An 18540-nucleotide genomic window follows, 5' to 3' on the forward strand; every position below is an offset into this window, starting at 1 on the left:
ACAATAGCCTATCCTGATTTGCGAACTATACATTAAAGCGGAAGTGAATAACGTCTCCGTCTTTCACTAAATACTCTTTACCTTCTAAGCGAACTGTTCCTTGTTCTTTTGCAACCGACATTTTACCAGCCTTTACTAGGTCATCATAAGATACCGTCTCAGCACGGATGAATCCACGCTCGAAGTCAGTGTGAATGATACCAGCAGCCTGTGGTGCTGTCATTCCTTCTTTAAACGTCCAAGCACGTACTTCTTGCTCACCTGCTGTAAAGTACGTAGCTAAGCCTAGTAGATTGTAAGCAGCTTTAATCAGCTGATCTAGACCTGATTCTGCAATACCTAGATCATCTAAGAATTCTTGCTTTTCTTCTCCTTCAAGCTCAGCAATTTCAGATTCTATCTTCGCACATACAACGATTACTTGAGCACCTTCTTGATCTGCATACTCACGAACTTGTTGTACATATTCATTACCACTTGGATCTGCTACTTCATCCTCGCTTACGTTAGCTACATAAAGCACAGGTTTGCTTGTTAGTAGATGCAGACCTTTAACTAGCTTTTGCTGATCTTCAGTAAACTCAACGGCACGAGCTGGTGTTTCATTTTCTAAAGCTTCCTTTAGTTTTTCAAGAACTTCGTGTTCAGCTAAAGCTTCTTTATCTTTTTGGCGAACTAATTTTTGCACACGTTCTAGTCGCTTGTTAACCGATTCAAGGTCTGCAAGAATTAACTCCAAGTTAATCGTTTCAATATCAGCAATTGGATCAACTCCACCTGATACGTGCGTGATGTTATCGTCTTTGAAGCAACGAACAACATGAGAGATCGCGTCTACCTGACGAATGTGAGATAGGAATTGGTTTCCAAGACCCTCTCCTTTACTTGCACCCTTAACGATCCCAGCAATATCTGTAAATTCAAATGCTGTTGGTACTGTTTTCTTTGGATTTACTAATTCTGTTAACTTCTCTAGGCGGTAATCAGGCACTTCCACAATCCCTACATTGGGATCAATTGTACAGAAAGGATAGTTTGCTGATTCTGCACCTGCTTGCGTTATTGCATTAAACAACGTTGATTTACCTACGTTTGGTAAGCCTACAATTCCTGTTGTAAGAGACATAATACATTTCCACTCCTTAAGGATTTCCGTCCATATGAACGTTCTGCATGAATCCAATTATAGATGACAGTTGAACATATTGACAAGCTACTAAAATAGAAAAACAAGGGAATTGAATCCCCTGTTTCTCATAATTTCCATAATAAAATTTCTATTTCCCACTATTTCCAAAGAACTATTTCACATTTTTAATAAGTTTTAATTTGTTCCACGTGAAACATTTGGCTCATTATTCTTCTTCATGTTTTTCAAGAACCTTCTTCATTTTTGTTTCAAATCGACGACGTGGAATCATAACACTATGTCCACACCCTTCACATTTAATGCGGATGTCCATACCTAAGCGAATGATTCTCCATCGATTTTCTCCACACGGATGAGGTTTTTTCATTTGAACAACATCATTTAAACTATATTCTTTGTCTGTCATCAATTTTCACCTCATTTGCTTTCTATTTCTGATGTTTCTTCTTCTTGTCTACTATACATGACTAAGCGAGGGAATGGAATCTCAATTCCTCGTTCATCTAGACGATTTTTCAACTCTTTTCTAATCTTCCTAGCCATACTCCAATGTTCCATAGGAATGACTTCAGCGACAACACGAAGAACAACATCTGAAGATCCTAGATTTTGAACTCCTAATAACTCAGGTGCGCCGACAATTTCTTCATATTTTTCAGGTAACTCTGTTAAGAGCTCTTCGATCGTTTGTTCCGCTGTTGCTATATCCCCTTCATAAGCAATACTAATATCAACTATTGCCAAGCTATTATGGATAGAATAGTTCGTTACTTCATTAATACTTCCGTTTGGAATAATATGAAGTAGTCCAGACCAACTCTTTATCTTCGTCGTTCTGAGCCCAATTTCCTCTACAAAACCTTCGAAGTTTGATGTTTTTATGTAGTCGCCTACTGAAAACTGATCCTCAAAGATAATGAAAAATCCTGTTATTATATCTTTCACTAAGTTTTGAGCACCAAATCCAATGGCAAGACCTGCAATACCAGCACCGGCTAAAAGAGCGCCTACTTGGATATTAATGGTTTCAAGCATCATAATAACTGCTGCAAAATACACGGTATAAGTTAGCGTATTCTCTAGGAGCTTAATTAAAGTGGTTTCTCTCCGAGGTGTTATTTGAAACGGACCTCTTTTTCTTCGTTTAAATAGATTACGTATGACACTTTTCCCAACTCGAATAATGAGAAAAGATAGCAGAAAAATGACTATGATCTTACCTATCCCAAGTCCAATGGTAGCCCAAAGATCAGGTCCAGCCACGTATTTTATAAATTCATTTAGTTTATCATAAAACCAATCCAATACAGGTCCACACCTCCCCATAACATGTCCATGATATTCCATTGTATCAGTTTTTTACTGGCTTTTGTATCGGTTTGTTAATGGATAGAGCAAAAGGGATGAGAGCACATAAAGATTTAACAATCCATATAACGGATATAAATACTTAATCAATGTAGAAAAACCAAAACTCGTTAATGGTGCCATCAAGACAATCGTTAACAGTGCAAGTAACCACATAGGACCTGTGAAGCGTGTACGAAAACGTGTAATTAACCCAAGCATACCTGAAGCAGCTGTTGTGAATATCGCAATCCATAAAAGTACTGATATGAATAGGAACATCTCATATGGGTAATGTTTAAGAATCGCGAACAGGGGAATTTCATATAGTAAAATATCTTCTGAAATCTGGATCAAACTATTGTTATAGATAAAGGATATTGTTCCTAAGATCAAGCCACTTCCAACACTCGCAATCCATATTTCTCCCTTAACCTTCATTTGGTTACCGACAGCTCCTAGAACAGCAATTAACGGGAGAATGTTTAAAGCAGTAAATGGAAATGCGGCTGTCCAATTTTTCTGTTCACCAAGATGAGCAAATATTGATAAGTCTTGTTGCACTGTAAATAAGATAAGCACATATAATAAACCACCTATTAAAAGAGGCAAAATAAAGCTATTCATCGATAAGATACCTTTTATGTCCCAAACAAACACTAGAACTAACGGTATAGCGATAGCTAAAATCCCAACCCAGTAAGAAAAATGAAACGCTTGCCATGTTGCTCCACTACCAGCCAACATGATTACAGTTGTCGTAAATAAATATAGAAGAATCATCCCATCATATAAAAGGGTTAAGTGTTTTCCAACGATCGTACGAAGAACTGGAAGGTAATGCTGGGATTGCTTCTCGTAACTTATAGACAAAATAACGTAACAACAAATCGAAAATAATATTGTAAATAAAAATATAGCTAGTCCACTATCATGGCCAAAAAATTGCCACAACTCTCTACCTGAGGCATATCCTGCACCAATCATTGTTCCAACAATTAAAAACATCCACTTCATACCAGATCGAATCATGTAAATTTCCTCCTACCTTCTAGCTTCGTCCATGTATAGATTTCTGAAAATAGCTGTATACTAATAACAATATGACTACGGAGGAAAAGCTATGAATCTAAAGCGGAGACTTTTTTCTCAAAAACAAGAAGAACGTTATCATTATGAAGATGAGAAAATGATTCTTCATATGACGCAGACCCTAAAAGAATGGGTACCTGCTAATCGGGATGTTGTTATTGTTTGCATTGGTACAGACCGTTCGACAGGGGATTCCCTTGGACCATTGATTGGCAGCCTTTTAGAAGATGCGAATTTAAAACACATAAAAGTGTACGGGACTTTAGATGAACCTGTTCATGCTGTAAATCTTCAAGAAAAACTTGATATCATTAAGGAAAGACACCGACGACCTTACATTATTGGTATCGATGCGTGCCTTGGTAAAGTATCATCAGTTGGTAATATTATTTTAGGCGAAGGCCCAGTGAAGCCTGGTGCTGCTGTTAAAAAGCAACTTCCTGATGTAGGTGAAATTCACGTGACAGGTGTCGTAAATGTGAGTGGGTTTATGGAATACTTTGTTTTACAAAACACACGACTAAACATTGTTATGCATATGGCAAAACGGATATCGAAGACCTTTGAGAATTTTGACCAACAAATTGGCTTAAATCGTACAATCACTCCCTCTCCAGAGGCTTTAACAAAAAAGTGGAATCAATTCACTCCTGTTAAAGAATAAGGAAATAAAAAGCTGACTGTTCATGAAAAGAACGGTCAGCTTTTTGTCAGAGTTCAGGTATTCTCTTCTATCCAGTGCTATCCAGTGATCCGTGTACTAACATAAAGAACAAATCCAACCATTACTAAGCTTGGCAATAAGTTTGCCACCCTTATTTTTGTAATGTTTAATAAGTTAAGGCCAATTGCAATAATTAGTAACCCGCCAGTAGCTGTCATTTCTACAATAAACCCATCTAAGAAGGTTTCAGGTACCCATTTTTGAATCTGAGTAGCTAATAAAGTTATGCCACCTTCATATAACAAGACAGGAATGATTGAAAATAAAACTCCAAAACCTAATGTCGTAGATAAAACTAACGCCACAAAACCATCGATAATGGCTTTTGTTACTAAAACATCATGATCACCACGGATACCGCTATCTAGTGCACCAACTACCGCCATAGCCCCAATCACAAATATTAATGAAGCTGTCATAAAACCCTGGGAGACACTGGAGGAACTATTCTTTTTGAATCGCTTTTCAACCCAACCTCCAAGATTTTCAAACTTTTCCTCTAATCTTAAGCCTTCACCTATGAAAGCACCTAATAACAAGCTTAATAATAATACAATAATTTCATTAGACTGAATGGCCATTTGCAACCCTATTAAAAGTACCGCTAAACCTATACCGTTCATGGTAGTTTCTTTAACACGCTCGGGTACCCTATTTAAAAATAGTCCTAGAACTCCCCCTACTAATATTCCCAATCCATTCATTAACGTTCCGAACAAAACCATCAGAAACCTCCTTGCAATCCGACTTTAATTTCTTCAATAGCTCTTATGAATTGTTCTACTTCCTCAATCGTATTATAGGGACCAAAGCTTACACGGACAGCTCCTCCATCCTCTATAGTATTCATAGATTCATGACTTAGGGGTGTACAATGAATCCCACCTCTTACACAAATCTCATAATGTTGATCTAAAATCATTGTCACTTCTTGCGATGGAATTCCATCGATATTAAACGCAATAACACCTACGCGACTTTGGAGGTCTTTTGAACCATACACTGTAACTCCTTCTATACCATCCAGTCCATGTGAACAACGTTCTAGTAACATTGTTTCACGTGAAACAATTTCTTCCATACCCCATTCCTCAATTGCTTTTATGGAAGCATTCAAACCTGCTATCCCAGGAGTGTTTAATGTTCCACTTTCATATTGTTCTGGCCAAACAGTAGGTTGGTCTACAGATTCGGAGTATTTACCTGTTCCACCGTGAATAAGTGGAAGTAAAGGAATTTCCCCTTCTACTATCAGGACTCCTATACCTTGAGGTCCTAACAAACCTTTATGCCCCGGAATAGCTAGCATATCAATTTGCTCCTCCTTCATTGATATAGGAAGGATCCCAGCTGTTTGTGAAGCATCAAGAAGTACTTTAATTCCTTTTGATTTTGCTACGCGTATCATGGAATGAATAGGTAAAATGTCTCCTGTGAGATTGGAAGCATGATTTAGAATGAGCAGTTTAGTATTTGATTGAATAACTTCTCTTAAAACCTGTTCGATATTACCTTCACCCAAGGGATTTATATATGTAACCTGTAAGTTTTTATTTTTCCTAATGGCTTCCAATGGACGACGAACAGCATTATGTTCAAAGGTTGTAGTTATAACATGATCGCCTTCTTGAAAGGGAAAACCTTTTATGGCCTGGTTCAATCCAGCTGTTGCACTGGGCAAAAAAAGAACTTTCTCAGGATGAGAGCTATCAAAAAAAACAGATAGACGTTTCCTGGTTTCATCAATTACCTCAGTAGCTTTTCGAGATAAGGCATGTCCCCCTCGCCCTGGATTAGCACCATACTCTGTTAACGCTTGAGTAACAGCCTCAACTACACCTGGTGGTTTCGGAAAAGAAGATGCCGCTTGATCGAAGTAAATCATCTAAACACCCTTCCTATTAGAATTTAAATTTGATTCTACAATGTTTTTGGGATAACGAGCAGGATTATGATGATTATACAGTACACCTATGAATCTAACCCACACAATAACGTTTAACATGGCCATTAAAAAAAAGCCCGCTACTTATGAAAAAGTAGCAGGTTAGTTATGATTATTGATCGAGTACTTGTAAAATACGATTTAAATCATCTTCAGAGAAAAATTCTATTTCAATTTTCCCTTTACGTTTCCCTTTATGAATTTTCACTCCAGTGCCAAACCTTTCTTGTAAAGCATTTTCGCGCTCTTGAATGAAAACATCTTTTTTCTCTTTTGATTTCTTTCTTTTCTGAACTGCTTTTTCATTCATATTTATAATGATCTGTTCAACTTGGCGTACATTTAAGCCTTCTTTTCGAATCTTTTCTACGAGTGGCATGAGCTGCTCTTTATTCTTTAAACCAAGTAAAGCTCGTCCATGGCCCATCGTTAGTTCACCATTATTAATCAAGGCCCCAACTTGTTCAGGAAGTGATAGTAAACGAACAAGGTTAGCAATATGCGGTCTACTTTTTCCAAGTCGTTTGGCTAATTGTTCCTGAGTCATTCCGAGCTCTTTCATTAAATTTGAATACGCCTGGGCTTCTTCCATAGGTGTTAAATCTTCTCGTTGTAGGTTTTCTAGCAATGCTAATTCCATCATGTTGTCATCAGTTAAGTCTCGGATTACTGCAGGAATGGTATCTAAACCGGCTTCTTTAGCTGCTCTAAAGCGTCTTTCTCCAACTACAATTTCGTATCCTTTAATACTAGTACGAACAATAATTGGTTGAAGAATACCATGTTGAATAATGGATTCTTTTAGCTCTTCAATAGCATCAGCATGAAACGATTTACGAGGTTGATAAGGATTTGGTCTACATTCCTTAACAGGGACCTCTTGAACAGCCTCTTCCTCTTTTGCTTCTATATCAGGAAAAAAAGCGCTTATTCCTTTACCCAACCCTCTGGCCATTAGACATCACTTCCTTTGCTAATTCTAAGTACACTTCGGCTCCGCGTGACTTAGGATCATATAAAATGATTGGCTGACCGTGACTTGGTGCCTCCCCTAATCGAATGTTACGAGGGATAACAGATTGGTAGACTTTGTCTTGGAAGTATTTCTTTACTTCCTCAATCACCTGTAAGCCTAAATTCGTACGTGCATCCAACATCGTCAATAGTACACCCTCGATCATAAGTTGCTTGTTTAGGTGTTTTTGAACTAATCGAACAGTATTTAATAACTGACTTAATCCTTCTAAAGCATAATATTCACACTGAACAGGAATTAATACGGTATCAGATGCAGTTAAAGAATTGATCGTCAATAATCCTAATGATGGCGGGCAATCTATAATAACAAAATCATATCCGTCTTTTACAGAGTCAATTGCTTTTTTCAACCGAACCTCACGTGAGATTGTTGGGACTAACTCAATCTCCGCTCCTGCCAATTGAATAGTAGCCGGAATACAATCCAGATTTTCAACCATCGTAGAAACGCATACATCTTCTGCTTCAGCGTTTTCGACTAGTACATCATACACACATTGATCCATATCAGCTTTGTCCAGTCCTACACCACTTGTCGCATTTCCCTGAGGGTCGATATCAACAAGTAGAACCTTATGATTTAAATAGGCTAAGCAAGCACTTAAATTTACCGCTGTTGTTGTTTTTCCTACTCCGCCTTTTTGGTTGGCAACGGAGATCACTTTGCCCATGATGTCACCTACCCCTATACTGACAAATCTATAATCCCTATTTTATCATTTTTTTCAAAAAATGAAGAAAAATTTTAAAATCTAATTAAAAAACACAACTTAACACCCATTAAAAGGGATGTAAACGATTGCTTTTTAGCTGAAACTCAATAAACGGTTCAAAAAATACCCATCTTAAGTTTAAACAGAAGATGGGATAAAAAGCTACTTACGATTGTTTTTTGGTAATTTGATCGTGATTTGATAATAATCATCATGTTCTTCTTCATCAGTTTCAACATTAATTCCTGTATCTGAAACCATGGTCAATGACTGACGAATTGTATTCATAGCAATTCGCATGTCTTTACTGATGCCTTTTAGCTTTGGCTTACTTTTCTTTGGGTCAGAAGTATCAAGCATTTTGGCAACGCGTTCTTCTGTTTGTTTTACATTTAAGCTCTTTTCGATAATCTCATTCAACAGCTTTTCTTGTTTTTCTGGATCTTTAAGAGCTATAAGTGCACGCGCATGTCTTTCCGTAATACTTTTTTCTAAGATTGCGTATTGGACAGCTTCAGGCAATTTCAATAACCTTAACTTATTAGCAATGGTCGATTGACTCTTACCAAGTCGTTGAGCTAAAGCTTCCTGTGTCAGGCCGTGTACTTCTAACAATTTGGCATAAGCCATTGCTTCCTCAATAACCGATAACTCTTCACGTTGGAGGTTCTCAATTAATGCTACAGATGCCGTTTGGGTCTCATCCATTTCACGGATAATAGCAGGTACCTCTCCCCAGCCAAGAGACTGAGCAGCTCTCCACCTACGTTCACCAGCAATTAGTTCAAAGCCTTCCGCTTCCTCTTGAAGCCTACGTACGACAATAGGTTGAATTAACCCGTGTGTATGTATTGTTTGGGCTAGTTCCTCAATTTTTTCATCATTAAAGATTGATCTTGGTTGGTAACGGTTTGGCTGAATTTGGTTTACAGGAACTTGAATCACTTCATCTGGATGATAGTCAGGTTCTTTCTCTTGTTCTTGCTCCTGACCTTGCTCGCCTGTTTCTTGATCCTCATCTGCTTTATCTCCAATTCCAAACAAACGGCTGAATGGGTGTTTCATCCTTGGTCACCACCTTCTTTACTCTCACAATGCTTAGGTAATCATGAATGTTTCACGTGAAACATGAACAGCAATCCATTTAAAGAAAACTTATTTTTAACGTGCAAAAAAGCGCTTCAGCGGGAATGCTGCCGCGCATGCAATACCGTTTCTATCAACTCTATTTTTATTTTATCATATTTATTAGAAAAATAGCAGTGACTGCTAGAAAATCTTTTCATTTCTTCCATAGTTCAAAACATTCATATGAACCTATCATAGCGATAGTAATAGTATAAGAACAACTATTTTGCTTTTTCTCCTTCTGGAACATAGGATATAGCTTGTTGGCCCATTTGCTTCCAACTGGCAATAAACTTCTCTTGGTCTATTTTACGGTGAGGTTTGCTGTATAATGGATCATGGATATAGAAGTCATTACGATCATAACCTGTGATTAAAACACTATGTTCCTCAAAAGTTAGAGGGAATTCTCCTTGTTTCGTTTTCCATGATTGAAATTGTTCCTCAGATAATGGTTCAAATAAACTATTCGTGATCACCCAAACTGGTATTCCTCTATCTAGCATTGAATATAAATGTTTTTGACCTTTGCCCGTTAGATCTAAAACCCGATTGGGTATATATTTATTAGCTAGTTCATAGATAGGACCATGATAGACACCAAATCCAGGTATATTAAAGTCATACATATCACCGACGAACCCTTCATAGGGATTTCCCCTAAATCCATCTCCCATATAGAAAGGTACCTTTTTCACTTCAGAAGCAAGCTTCATTTTATCCACGTTCACCCCGGCATGCTGAAGTAGCATAGCCAAACTAGTTACTTCACACCCTCGTGGTAATTCTGGCATTTGTCGAATAAAAGGTGCTGAGATTCGTTTTTTGGCTCGAACTTTTCGTGTTGGAATAAAAATGGTTAGCAAAAACAAAAAGATTACCGTTATCGTTCGTAATAACTTCATTTTATCTCCCCCCACTCTATATATTTAAAAATTGAACATATTTTCAGTAAACTCAAAATTAATTTTCCCTGTTGAGTCAATTGATTTGGCAGTAACTGTAATCGTTCCAAAGTATCCTTTTTCAAAATATCCAATTGCTGTTTCTTTGTGTACCTGCCCCTTTTGGTCTTTATAATATAAGTTCATGTCGCTTTCTCCAGCTAAGTTTAATGGATTAACATGAAGATTGGAATTTCCTCCAGGAGATATGGGTTGTATTCTTATATCACCATCACTCCCTTTATATGATAAAAATAACTCAGGAGTCTCAGACTCAGTTTCATTTTTGAAGGTGAAATCAAAACCTTCGGAATCTAAGTACACTTCTTTCCAACCTATCGCAAAAGCTAAACCTACAACCAAAATGATGCTTGCTATCGCTACATATTTTTTCATATAAGTTCCCCTCCTTATAGGTACTGATTCCCTAATGGAAAACCTTTACTCTTTATGTTTAAATTTATTTTATCTACATCTATATTTTTCCACATAATACAATAAAACAATCTAGCGTATGTCTTTACTTATATAAAAAGCACAGGAAGCATTTAAAAAAATACCTCCTGTGCTTAACTCCTTACTCTGCTGATAAGGGACTTTTATTTGGTGTTCCAGCTTTTCTTGGATACTTCTTTGGCGTTTTACGACGTTTATCAATAATAGCGATATTACGCTCACTATCCTCTTCTGGTAACGAGAAGGCGTGTACATCACGTACTTCTCCACCTAGAAATTGAACAGCAAACTCTGCATCCTTCATTTCATCCTTGAAGCCTGAAGCTTTCATTACGAGGAAGGCGCCCCCCACTTTAGTTAGTGGAAGACATAATTCACTTAATACAGATAAGCGTGCAACCGCTCGAGCTGTCACTACGTCGTATTGCTCACGGAACTTAGCATTTTTACCAAAATTCTCAGCGCGATCATGATAAAACGCTACATCAGTAAGCTCTAATTGAGTTGCTAAGTGGTTTAAGAATGTGATTCGCTTCTTTAATGAATCTACAATCGTTACTTTTAAATCGGGAAAAACAATTTTAAGTGGAATGCTTGGGAAACCTGCACCTGCTCCAACATCACAGATATGAAGAGGTTGGTTAAAATCCATATAGAAAGCTGCTGTTAACGAGTCATAGAAGTGTTTTAAATATACTTCTTGCTGATCTGTTATGGCAGTTAAATTCATCTTTTCATTCCACTCAACAAGTGTTTGAAAATACGTTTCAAATTGACTCATTTGTTTATCATTTAAGGTAATACCCTGCTCTTGTAAGGCTTGATAGAATGCTTCCGTATTCATAGATCCAATCCCTTCACTTTAGGATTCATCCGCTACTTTAGCGATTTTCCCTTGTTCAATATAAACAAGTAAAATGGATACATCCGCAGGGTTAACCCCAGAAATACGTGAAGCTTGCCCAACAGATAATGGACGAACTTCTTTCAATTTTTCACGTGCTTCAGATGCAAGTCCATGAATATCATCATAATCGATATTTTCTGGGATCTTTTTCGTTTCCATCTTACGCATACGTTCAATTTGCTGATTGGATTTTTGGATATATCCTGCGTATTTCACTTGAATTTCTACTTGTTCCTTAACGTCTTCTGGCAGCTCTTTTCCGCCTTCAGTTAGATCAGCAACAGCTTGATATCCCATTTCTGGGCGTTTCAGTAAGTCTGATGCACGAGCAGCTTCCTTAAGCTGTGAACCTCCAGCAGCCTCTACAGCAGCTTGAACCGCTTCTGAAGGCTTTATAATAATACCTTCAAGGCGCTCAATTTCCTCAGCAATAAGTCGTTTCTTCTCTAGGAAACGTTCATAACGTTCATCAGGAATCAAGCCAATATCATGACCGATTTCTGTTAAACGAAGATCAGCGTTGTCATGACGCAATACTAAACGATACTCAGCACGAGAAGTTAATAAACGATATGGTTCATCCGTTCCCTTGGTTACAAGGTCATCAATTAATACGCCAATATAAGCTTGGGAACGATCCAATATTACAGGGTCCTTGCCAAGCACCTTAGATGCTGCATTGATCCCTGCCATAATACCCTGTGCTGCTGCCTCTTCATAACCGGAAGTGCCATTAATCTGACCAGCAGTAAATAGGCCTTCAATCTTTTTCGTTTCAAGTGTTGGCCAAAGTTGAGTTGGGATAACAGAATCATATTCAATTGCATATCCAGCACGCATAATTTCAGCATTTTCAAGACCTGGTACGGTTTTCATCATCTCATTTTGAACGTTTTCAGGTAATGAGGTAGACAAGCCTTGGACATACACTTCATCCGTGTTGCGACCTTCTGGCTCTAGGAAGACCTGATGACGTGGCTTATCATTAAAGCGCACGATTTTATCTTCGACGGAAGGGCAATAACGAGGTCCTGTACCCTCTACCATCCCTGAATACATTGCAGACGAGCTTAAGTTGTCGTTAATAATCGCATGCGTAAATTCATTCGTGTACGTTAACCAGCATGGGATTTGATCCATGATAAATTCAGTTGTCTCGTAGGAGAATGCGCGTGGCACGTCATCTCCTGGTTGTTCTTCTGTTTTTGAATAATCAATCGTACGACCATGAACACGCATTGGTGTTCCTGTTTTGAATCGAACCATTTCAATTCCAAGTTCCTGAATCTGATCTGAGAGATCTGTAGAAGAACGTTGGTTGTTTGGCCCACTTTCATACGCAAGATCTCCGATTAGTACTTTACTACGCATGAATGTACCTGTTGTGACAATAACGTTGTCAGCATAATAAGCTGCTTTTGTTTCTGTCTCAACACCTTTACAAACACCATCTTCTACAATTAGACGCTTAACCATTCCCTGACGAAGTGTTAGATTTTCTTCTTCTTCTAGAACTTCTTTCATGCGTTGAATATATAAATGCTTATCAGCTTGAGCCCTTAGTGCACGTACAGCAGGGCCTTTTCTCGTATTTAAAAGACGCATTTGAATGTACGTTTGATCAATGGTCTTAGCCATTTCGCCACCCAAAGCATCGATTTCACGTACTACAATTCCTTTCGCTGGTCCTCCAATTGATGGGTTACATGGCATGAAAGCCACCATATCGAGGTTCAATGTCAGCATCAACGTACTTGCTCCGCGACGTGCAGAGGCTAACGCTGCTTCAACACCGGCATGCCCAGCACCAATGACAATAACATCATAACGTCCTGCTTCGAATGTTGACATAACACTCTCTCCTTATTTTTACGTTATTTTCCTAAACAGAATTGAGAGAATAACTGATCGATGAGACTTTCATTAACCGTATCCCCAACAATTTCACCAAGTAGCTCCCACGTACGTGTGACATCAATTTGAACTAGATCAATTGGCATACCAGCTTCCATACCGTTCGTTGCATCTTTAAGTGCATCTTTAGCCTGTTTTAAAAGCTGTACGTGACGTACGTTTGAAACATACGTCATATCACCAGTATCAATGTCGCCTTCGAAAAAGATATCTGAAATAGATTCTTCTAATTGATCAATGCCTTTTTCTTCTATAAGGGATGTGTTCACTATAGGGTGATCCCCTGCTACTCTGTTCAACTCTTCTAGATCAAGCTTTTGCGGAAGATCCGTCTTATTAACAATTACTATGACATCCATATCATGAACGGCTTCAAATAACTTTTTATCTTCTTCCGTTAGCTCATCACCGTAGTTTAACACGAGAAGAATTAAATCCGCTTCTTGAAGTACCTGACGAGAACGTTCTACACCGATTTTTTCAACCAAATCTTCTGTTTCACGAATGCCAGCTGTATCAATTAAACGTAATGGGACGCCACGTACATTTACATATTCCTCTATCACGTCTCTTGTGGTTCCTGGGATCTCTGTAACAATTGCTTTATTTTCATGCACAAGTGAGTTCATTAATGAAGACTTTCCTACGTTTGGACGACCTACGATGGCTGTACCTAGCCCCTCACGTAAAATCTTCCCTTGTTTTGCTGTCTGTAAAATCCGTTCTATCTCATCATGCACGTGTTTCGTATTTTCTATCATTAACTCATTTGTCATCTCTTCAACATCATCATACTCTGGGTAATCAATGTTGACTTCTACCTGAGCTAATGTTTCTAAGAGTTGTTGTCTTAAATTTTGAATTAAATTAGATAGTCGACCATCCATCTGTTTTAAGGCAACGTTCATCGCTCGATCCGTTTTAGCGCGAATCAAGTCCATGACCGCTTCAGCTTGTGAAAGGTCAATTCGTCCATTTAAAAATGCACGTTTCGTAAATTCACCTGGTTCAGCTAGACGAGCACCTTGTGCAAGAACTAATTCCAGCACACGGTTTACTGACACCATCCCCCCATGACAATTGATCTCTACAATATCCTCACGGGTAAATGTTTTAGGAGCACGCATGACAGAAACCATAACTTCCTCTACTAGCTCATCAGTTGCTGGATCAACCAATTTTCCATAATGGATCGTATGCGTATCTACTTCCAATAGATCCTTACCTCTGAACATTTGATTTGCATATTCCAACGCCTCAGGACCACTTAAACGAACAATTGCAATCGCTCCCTCACCAAGCGGCGTCGAAATCGCACTTATCGTATCTGTTTCCATGCTCTCACCCCTTTCTTTCTCATTTATAGTTATCCACAAGTCGGATTTTCATTATATAGTCACTAACTTATTAGATTAGCATATAACCTCTTTATTTGAAAAGTGTTTTTTTGATTAGTATAGCCACTTGTAAGGGTTTTTAATTATCCACATGTGGATAAACGAAATCAGAATCACTCTTCTTTATTTCGTATAATACGACATTATTCTCCTTTTAAAGACAAAAATATAAATAGCTTTCATAAATGCTATCTTTACCATAATGTTTCATTAAAGCCCCCTTATCTTGAAGACTTGGATTCGAGATTAAGTGCTGAGGAGGTCCGTTGCTGGAAAAAGAGTTAGGGGTTCAGTGAAACGGCAATACTCCTGCGGAAGACCGTCCAAGCCTCCTCGTCACTTCGTTCCTGCGGGGTCTCGGCCGCCCTTTCTACCGCGGGAGTTTGCCGTTTCCCTCACCCCTTTGCGTTTATGGAGGTTAACGGACCCATGGCTTGAGTTATATTTTCTTACATAAGTAAAATTGCGAATTTAGATACTTAAACCCTTAACATATAAAGCTTTAGATCACTTTCATTCATATATGATTTAACCTTATTTAAATCAGAAAACCTTACGATAGCTGCGGTTCCGTTAGTCACCATTATGGCCAAGGTGGGCTGGGAAATGGGTTGACTCCAGCGGTCAAACGGGCTAGCGAGACCCCGCAAGGAGCGTAGCGGATGAGGAGGCTCGATAGTTCGTCCGCAGGAAAGCAACCCATTTCCCAGCCCACCCGCTCTCTATCTGGCAACGGTACCACTCCACACCTTATTCCAGATAACTGCCATATTGTTGAATAACTAGGTTCAAATAAGCAAAAAAATAACCCTGGATATAATCCAGGGTTATTTCGGTTTAATGACAACGTGTCGATATGGTTCATTTCCGTCTGAAAACGTTGAAATCTCATGATGATGTTGTAAGGCGGTATGAATGATTTTTCGTTCGTAGGATGGCATAGCCTCTAGCTTTACTTCTCGACGAGTTGTAATGGCTTTATCAGCTAAACGATTTGATAATTGCGTCAACGTTTCCTTTCTACGCTCTCTATACCCTTCAGCATCAACAATAACGGTTACATATTGGTTTGTTTTACCATTAATTGTAAGTTGAGTAAGGTATTGAAGTGCATTCAAAGTCTGTCCACGTTTTCCAATAAGAAGTGCAATTTTATCTCCTACTAAATCAAACGTAATCTCTTTCCCTTTACGGTAAACTTCAACATGGATAGAAGCTCCCATGCCGTTTGCTACTGTTTCGAGATATTGTTTTGTTTCTTCAATAGCCGATTCAGTATCACGTTTATCATCTTCTACAATCTCTGAAGCTTCGACCTGTTCTTCTGTACCTTCCGATGATTCATCTTGATGGATTGGTTCTTGAATTTCTTCATCCTCAGCCTCTGGAGACACGATGCTAACTTTCACAATAGCACGTTTCGATCCAAATAGACCGAAAAATCCTTTTTTGCCTTCATCAATGACTTCTACATTGGTTTGGTCCCTCGAGGTGTTTAACTGCTCTAAAGCTGATTGGACCGCGTCCTCAACTGTTTGTCCAGTAGCAGTTATTTGTCTCACTTGGCCGCGCCTCCTGTTTCTGTATCTTTCATCATTGGCTTTCTAATAAACATCGTTTGTCCGATCATAAAGATGTTACCAACTACCCAGTAAAGTGCAAGAGCTGCCGGGAAGTTAATCGCGAATACACCAATCATGACTGGCATGATATAAAGCATCATGGTCATTTGTGGATTAGAGTTCGCCATACCTGCCATCATTAGCTTTTGCTGAATAAACGTTGTTGCTGCAGCAATTAGTGGCATTAAAAAGATCGGGTCTGGACTTCCTAGTTCAAACCATAGGAAGTTATGTCCTTCAATTGCTTGTGTACGCATAATTGCATGATAGAATGCGATTAAAATCGGCATTTGTACAATAATCGGGAAACAACCCGCTAATGGATTTACTCCATGCTTTTGGAATAACTCCATTGTTTCTTTTTGCAACTGCTGCTGTGTTTGTTGATCTTTAGAACTGTGCTTTTCTCTAATTTTCTGTAATTCAGGCTGAATCTCCTGCATAGCTTTTGAACTTTTCAATTGTTTTACGTTTAAAGGTAATAAAATTAAACGAATAATAAGCGTTATAACAATAATAGATAGACCATAGTTCTCTCCGAATAGTTCAGCGAAATATATAATCGTTTGGGACAGTGGGAATACAAAATATTGATTCCAAATTCCTTCACTTTCAGCTGTAATGTTCTGATCCATTTCCATACAGCCCGTTAATAAACTGAGGAGTCCTGTCAAGACGACCATTAAAAGGACTTTCTTTCGCAACGTCACTTCCTCCTTATACTTTCAATATCCATAGAAACATCAAATGTATTTTACCACTAATCTATGGATCGGTTCTATATGAAATCTTTAGGCTTTCTTTGATTTTACCAAAAGATTATTTTTCGATAGCACATGGTTCAAGCTTTTCTTTATTTCATGATAATTCATTTGATTTGTTGGTTTTCTAGCAATAATAACAAGATCATATTCAGAAAGAATTCGATCTTCCATCTCATGAAAAGCTTGTCTTAAATATCTTTTTATTTGGTTTCTAGTCACAGCATTGCCAATTCGCTTGCTTACAGACAAACCAATTCGAAAATGACCCTGGTTTTCTTTCTTTAAGTAATACAAAACGAGCTGACGATTTGCAAAGGAAGTCCCTTTTTTAAATACCTGTTGGAATTCTTCGTTCTTCTTAATTCGGTTTTGTTTTTTCATGGTTCAATTCACTCTCCAATAATGTAGAGCAGATTATTAGAAAGAAAGGACTTCATATATGACAACACTCCCCCCTACATATGTAGAAAGTTTATGTTCGGACATCATATACCTTTTTCCAAAATCGCGATTGTTTCATTTTATATAGAAAAACATGATATTCACCCAGAAGGATGAATATCCATGTTCTCCTTAATTAAGGTCATTCTAGAACTTATTATAAAAAAACTAGAAAAAAGACCACTGAGATCGAATCAGTGGCCTATGCGGATAATTGTTTTCTACCTTTACGACGACGGCGTTTTAATACTTTACGCCCGTTTGCACTACTCATACGTGCACGGAAACCGTGTACTTTGTTACGCTTGCGGTTATTTGGTTGAAATGTACGTTTCATTTATAGACACCTCCCTGAGGAATGTAAATACAATAATCTTCTTAAGACAGTCCAATTCATTATAAAAAATCCACCAGGGAAATGTCAACTTATTTTTAAGTTAAACACCACAGATCCTCTATTCAATTTTTCCACTCACATATCCTGTGAATAATTTTTTCTGCTCTTTTTTATTATCCACACACATTATCGACAAGATAATCACAAAATATAGTGTTGTGGATAAAAATTATCTACAATCCCTAGATAATGTGGATAACTGTCGAAAAACCATTGCAACAATGGGATTTATTTGGTATTATATTTGTGTTTTAGTTCTGAATAAACCTCAAGCCCAAAAAATGTTTTCCACAGTCTGTGGATAATCTGTGGATAGACATTCACATGGGTGTTGAAGCACTTATCAACAATAATGTGGATTATGCTAACAATTCATTTCAATACTGTTATAGTAACAGTTTTAAATCCACAGCCATAATTTTTCTTATAGTTTTACAAATGTTGTACAAGCACCTCCGGATCTTTCTGCTTCTAGCCTGTTTTCTCAATTTAGAAGAGAAAGGATACGTGAGGTTTTTTGTTTCATACTGGTTCCTTAGGATGAAAGGGGTGAACATGTAG

At 38.0% G+C, this 18540-nt stretch carries 19 protein-coding genes; 1 reads left to right on the forward strand and 18 read right to left on the reverse strand.

Annotated features, from left to right (window positions below):
• Positions 1-25: 25 nt before the first annotated feature.
• The 4 genes from ychF to GS400_RS19915 all read right to left on the reverse strand — a co-directional run bounded on the left by ychF (position 26) and on the right by GS400_RS19915 (position 3529).
• Entirely contained in the window at positions 26-1126 is a 1101-nt protein-coding gene (gene ychF, locus GS400_RS19900) for a redox-regulated ATPase YchF (RefSeq protein ID WP_160104455.1), read from the reverse strand.
• 229 nt (positions 1127-1355) lie between these two features.
• Positions 1356-1556 carry a DUF951 domain-containing protein gene (locus GS400_RS19905; RefSeq protein ID WP_160104456.1) on the reverse strand — a complete coding sequence of 67 codons (201 nt, stop codon included), beginning with the start codon at positions 1554-1556 and terminating at the stop codon, positions 1356-1358.
• Positions 1557-1567: 11 nt separating this feature from the next.
• Complete coding sequence (locus tag GS400_RS19910; protein ID WP_160104710.1) at positions 1568-2476, reverse strand: mechanosensitive ion channel family protein; 909 nt, start codon at positions 2474-2476, stop codon at positions 1568-1570.
• 33 nt (positions 2477-2509) lie between these two features.
• Positions 2510-3529 (reverse strand): YkvI family membrane protein, encoded by a 1020-nt coding sequence (locus GS400_RS19915; protein WP_160104457.1) that lies wholly within the window; start codon positions 3527-3529, stop codon positions 2510-2512.
• Between the two features lie 91 nt (positions 3530-3620).
• On the opposite strand from GS400_RS19915, the gene yyaC reads away from it, so the two are divergent.
• Positions 3621-4253, forward strand: a complete 633-nt coding sequence (gene yyaC / locus GS400_RS19920; RefSeq protein WP_160104458.1) for a spore protease YyaC — start codon at positions 3621-3623, stop codon at positions 4251-4253.
• A gap of 77 nt (positions 4254-4330) precedes the next feature.
• On the opposite strand, the gene GS400_RS19925 is transcribed toward yyaC, so the two are convergent.
• The 14 genes from GS400_RS19925 to rpmH all read right to left on the reverse strand — a co-directional run bounded on the left by GS400_RS19925 (position 4331) and on the right by rpmH (position 17919).
• Entirely contained in the window at positions 4331-5038 is a 708-nt protein-coding gene (locus tag GS400_RS19925; RefSeq protein WP_160104459.1) for a DUF554 domain-containing protein, read from the reverse strand.
• A complete protein-coding gene (locus GS400_RS19930; RefSeq protein WP_160104460.1) occupies positions 5038-6198 on the reverse strand; it encodes an aminotransferase class V-fold PLP-dependent enzyme in 1161 nt (386 codons plus the stop codon). The genes GS400_RS19925 and GS400_RS19930 overlap by 1 nt, the downstream gene beginning before the upstream one ends.
• Before the next feature lie 172 nt (positions 6199-6370).
• Complete coding sequence (locus GS400_RS19935; protein WP_160104461.1) at positions 6371-7213, reverse strand: ParB/RepB/Spo0J family partition protein; 843 nt, start codon at positions 7211-7213, stop codon at positions 6371-6373.
• Positions 7194-7967 (reverse strand): ParA family protein, encoded by a 774-nt coding sequence (locus GS400_RS19940; protein ID WP_027448479.1) that lies wholly within the window; start codon positions 7965-7967, stop codon positions 7194-7196. Before GS400_RS19940 ends, GS400_RS19935 begins: the two co-directional genes overlap by 20 nt.
• 204 nt (positions 7968-8171) lie before the next feature.
• Positions 8172-9074: a nucleoid occlusion protein gene (gene noc / locus GS400_RS19945; protein WP_160104462.1), complete on the reverse strand. Its 903-nt coding sequence runs from the start codon at positions 9072-9074 to the stop codon at positions 8172-8174.
• A 284-nt stretch (positions 9075-9358) separates the two neighbouring features.
• Positions 9359-10042: a C39 family peptidase gene (locus GS400_RS19950; protein WP_160104463.1), complete on the reverse strand. Its 684-nt coding sequence runs from the start codon at positions 10040-10042 to the stop codon at positions 9359-9361.
• Positions 10043-10066: 24 nt separating this feature from the next.
• Entirely contained in the window at positions 10067-10477 is a 411-nt protein-coding gene (locus GS400_RS19955) for a hypothetical protein (RefSeq protein ID WP_160104464.1), read from the reverse strand.
• A 181-nt stretch (positions 10478-10658) separates the two neighbouring features.
• On the reverse strand, positions 10659-11381 hold the full coding sequence (rsmG, locus tag GS400_RS19960; protein WP_160104465.1) for a 16S rRNA (guanine(527)-N(7))-methyltransferase RsmG: 723 nt from the start codon (positions 11379-11381) through the stop codon (positions 10659-10661).
• Positions 11382-11399: 18 nt separating this feature from the next.
• Positions 11400-13295, reverse strand: a complete 1896-nt coding sequence (gene mnmG, locus GS400_RS19965; protein ID WP_160104466.1) for a tRNA uridine-5-carboxymethylaminomethyl(34) synthesis enzyme MnmG — start codon at positions 13293-13295, stop codon at positions 11400-11402.
• Between the two features lie 23 nt (positions 13296-13318).
• The gene (mnmE, locus tag GS400_RS19970; protein WP_160104467.1) at positions 13319-14695 is read right to left on the reverse strand and encodes a tRNA uridine-5-carboxymethylaminomethyl(34) synthesis GTPase MnmE; all 1377 of its coding nucleotides are present in this window, start codon (positions 14693-14695) and stop codon (positions 13319-13321) included.
• Positions 14696-15582: 887 nt separating this feature from the next.
• Positions 15583-16317, reverse strand: a complete 735-nt coding sequence (jag, locus tag GS400_RS19975; protein WP_160104468.1) for an RNA-binding cell elongation regulator Jag/EloR — start codon at positions 16315-16317, stop codon at positions 15583-15585.
• Entirely contained in the window at positions 16314-17081 is a 768-nt protein-coding gene (gene spoIIIJ / locus GS400_RS19980) for a YidC family membrane integrase SpoIIIJ (RefSeq protein ID WP_160104469.1), read from the reverse strand. Before spoIIIJ ends, jag begins: the two co-directional genes overlap by 4 nt.
• Positions 17082-17168: 87 nt before the next feature.
• The gene (gene rnpA / locus GS400_RS19985) at positions 17169-17522 is read right to left on the reverse strand and encodes a ribonuclease P protein component (RefSeq protein WP_160104470.1); all 354 of its coding nucleotides are present in this window, start codon (positions 17520-17522) and stop codon (positions 17169-17171) included.
• A gap of 262 nt (positions 17523-17784) precedes the next feature.
• Positions 17785-17919, reverse strand: a complete 135-nt coding sequence (gene rpmH, locus GS400_RS19990; RefSeq protein WP_027446944.1) for a 50S ribosomal protein L34 — start codon at positions 17917-17919, stop codon at positions 17785-17787.
• Positions 17920-18540: the final 621 nt, after the last annotated feature.

Origin of the sequence: Pontibacillus sp. HMF3514, from assembly GCF_009858175.1 — a bacterium.
Classification (GTDB): Bacteria; Bacillota; Bacilli; order Bacillales; family BH030062; genus Pontibacillus.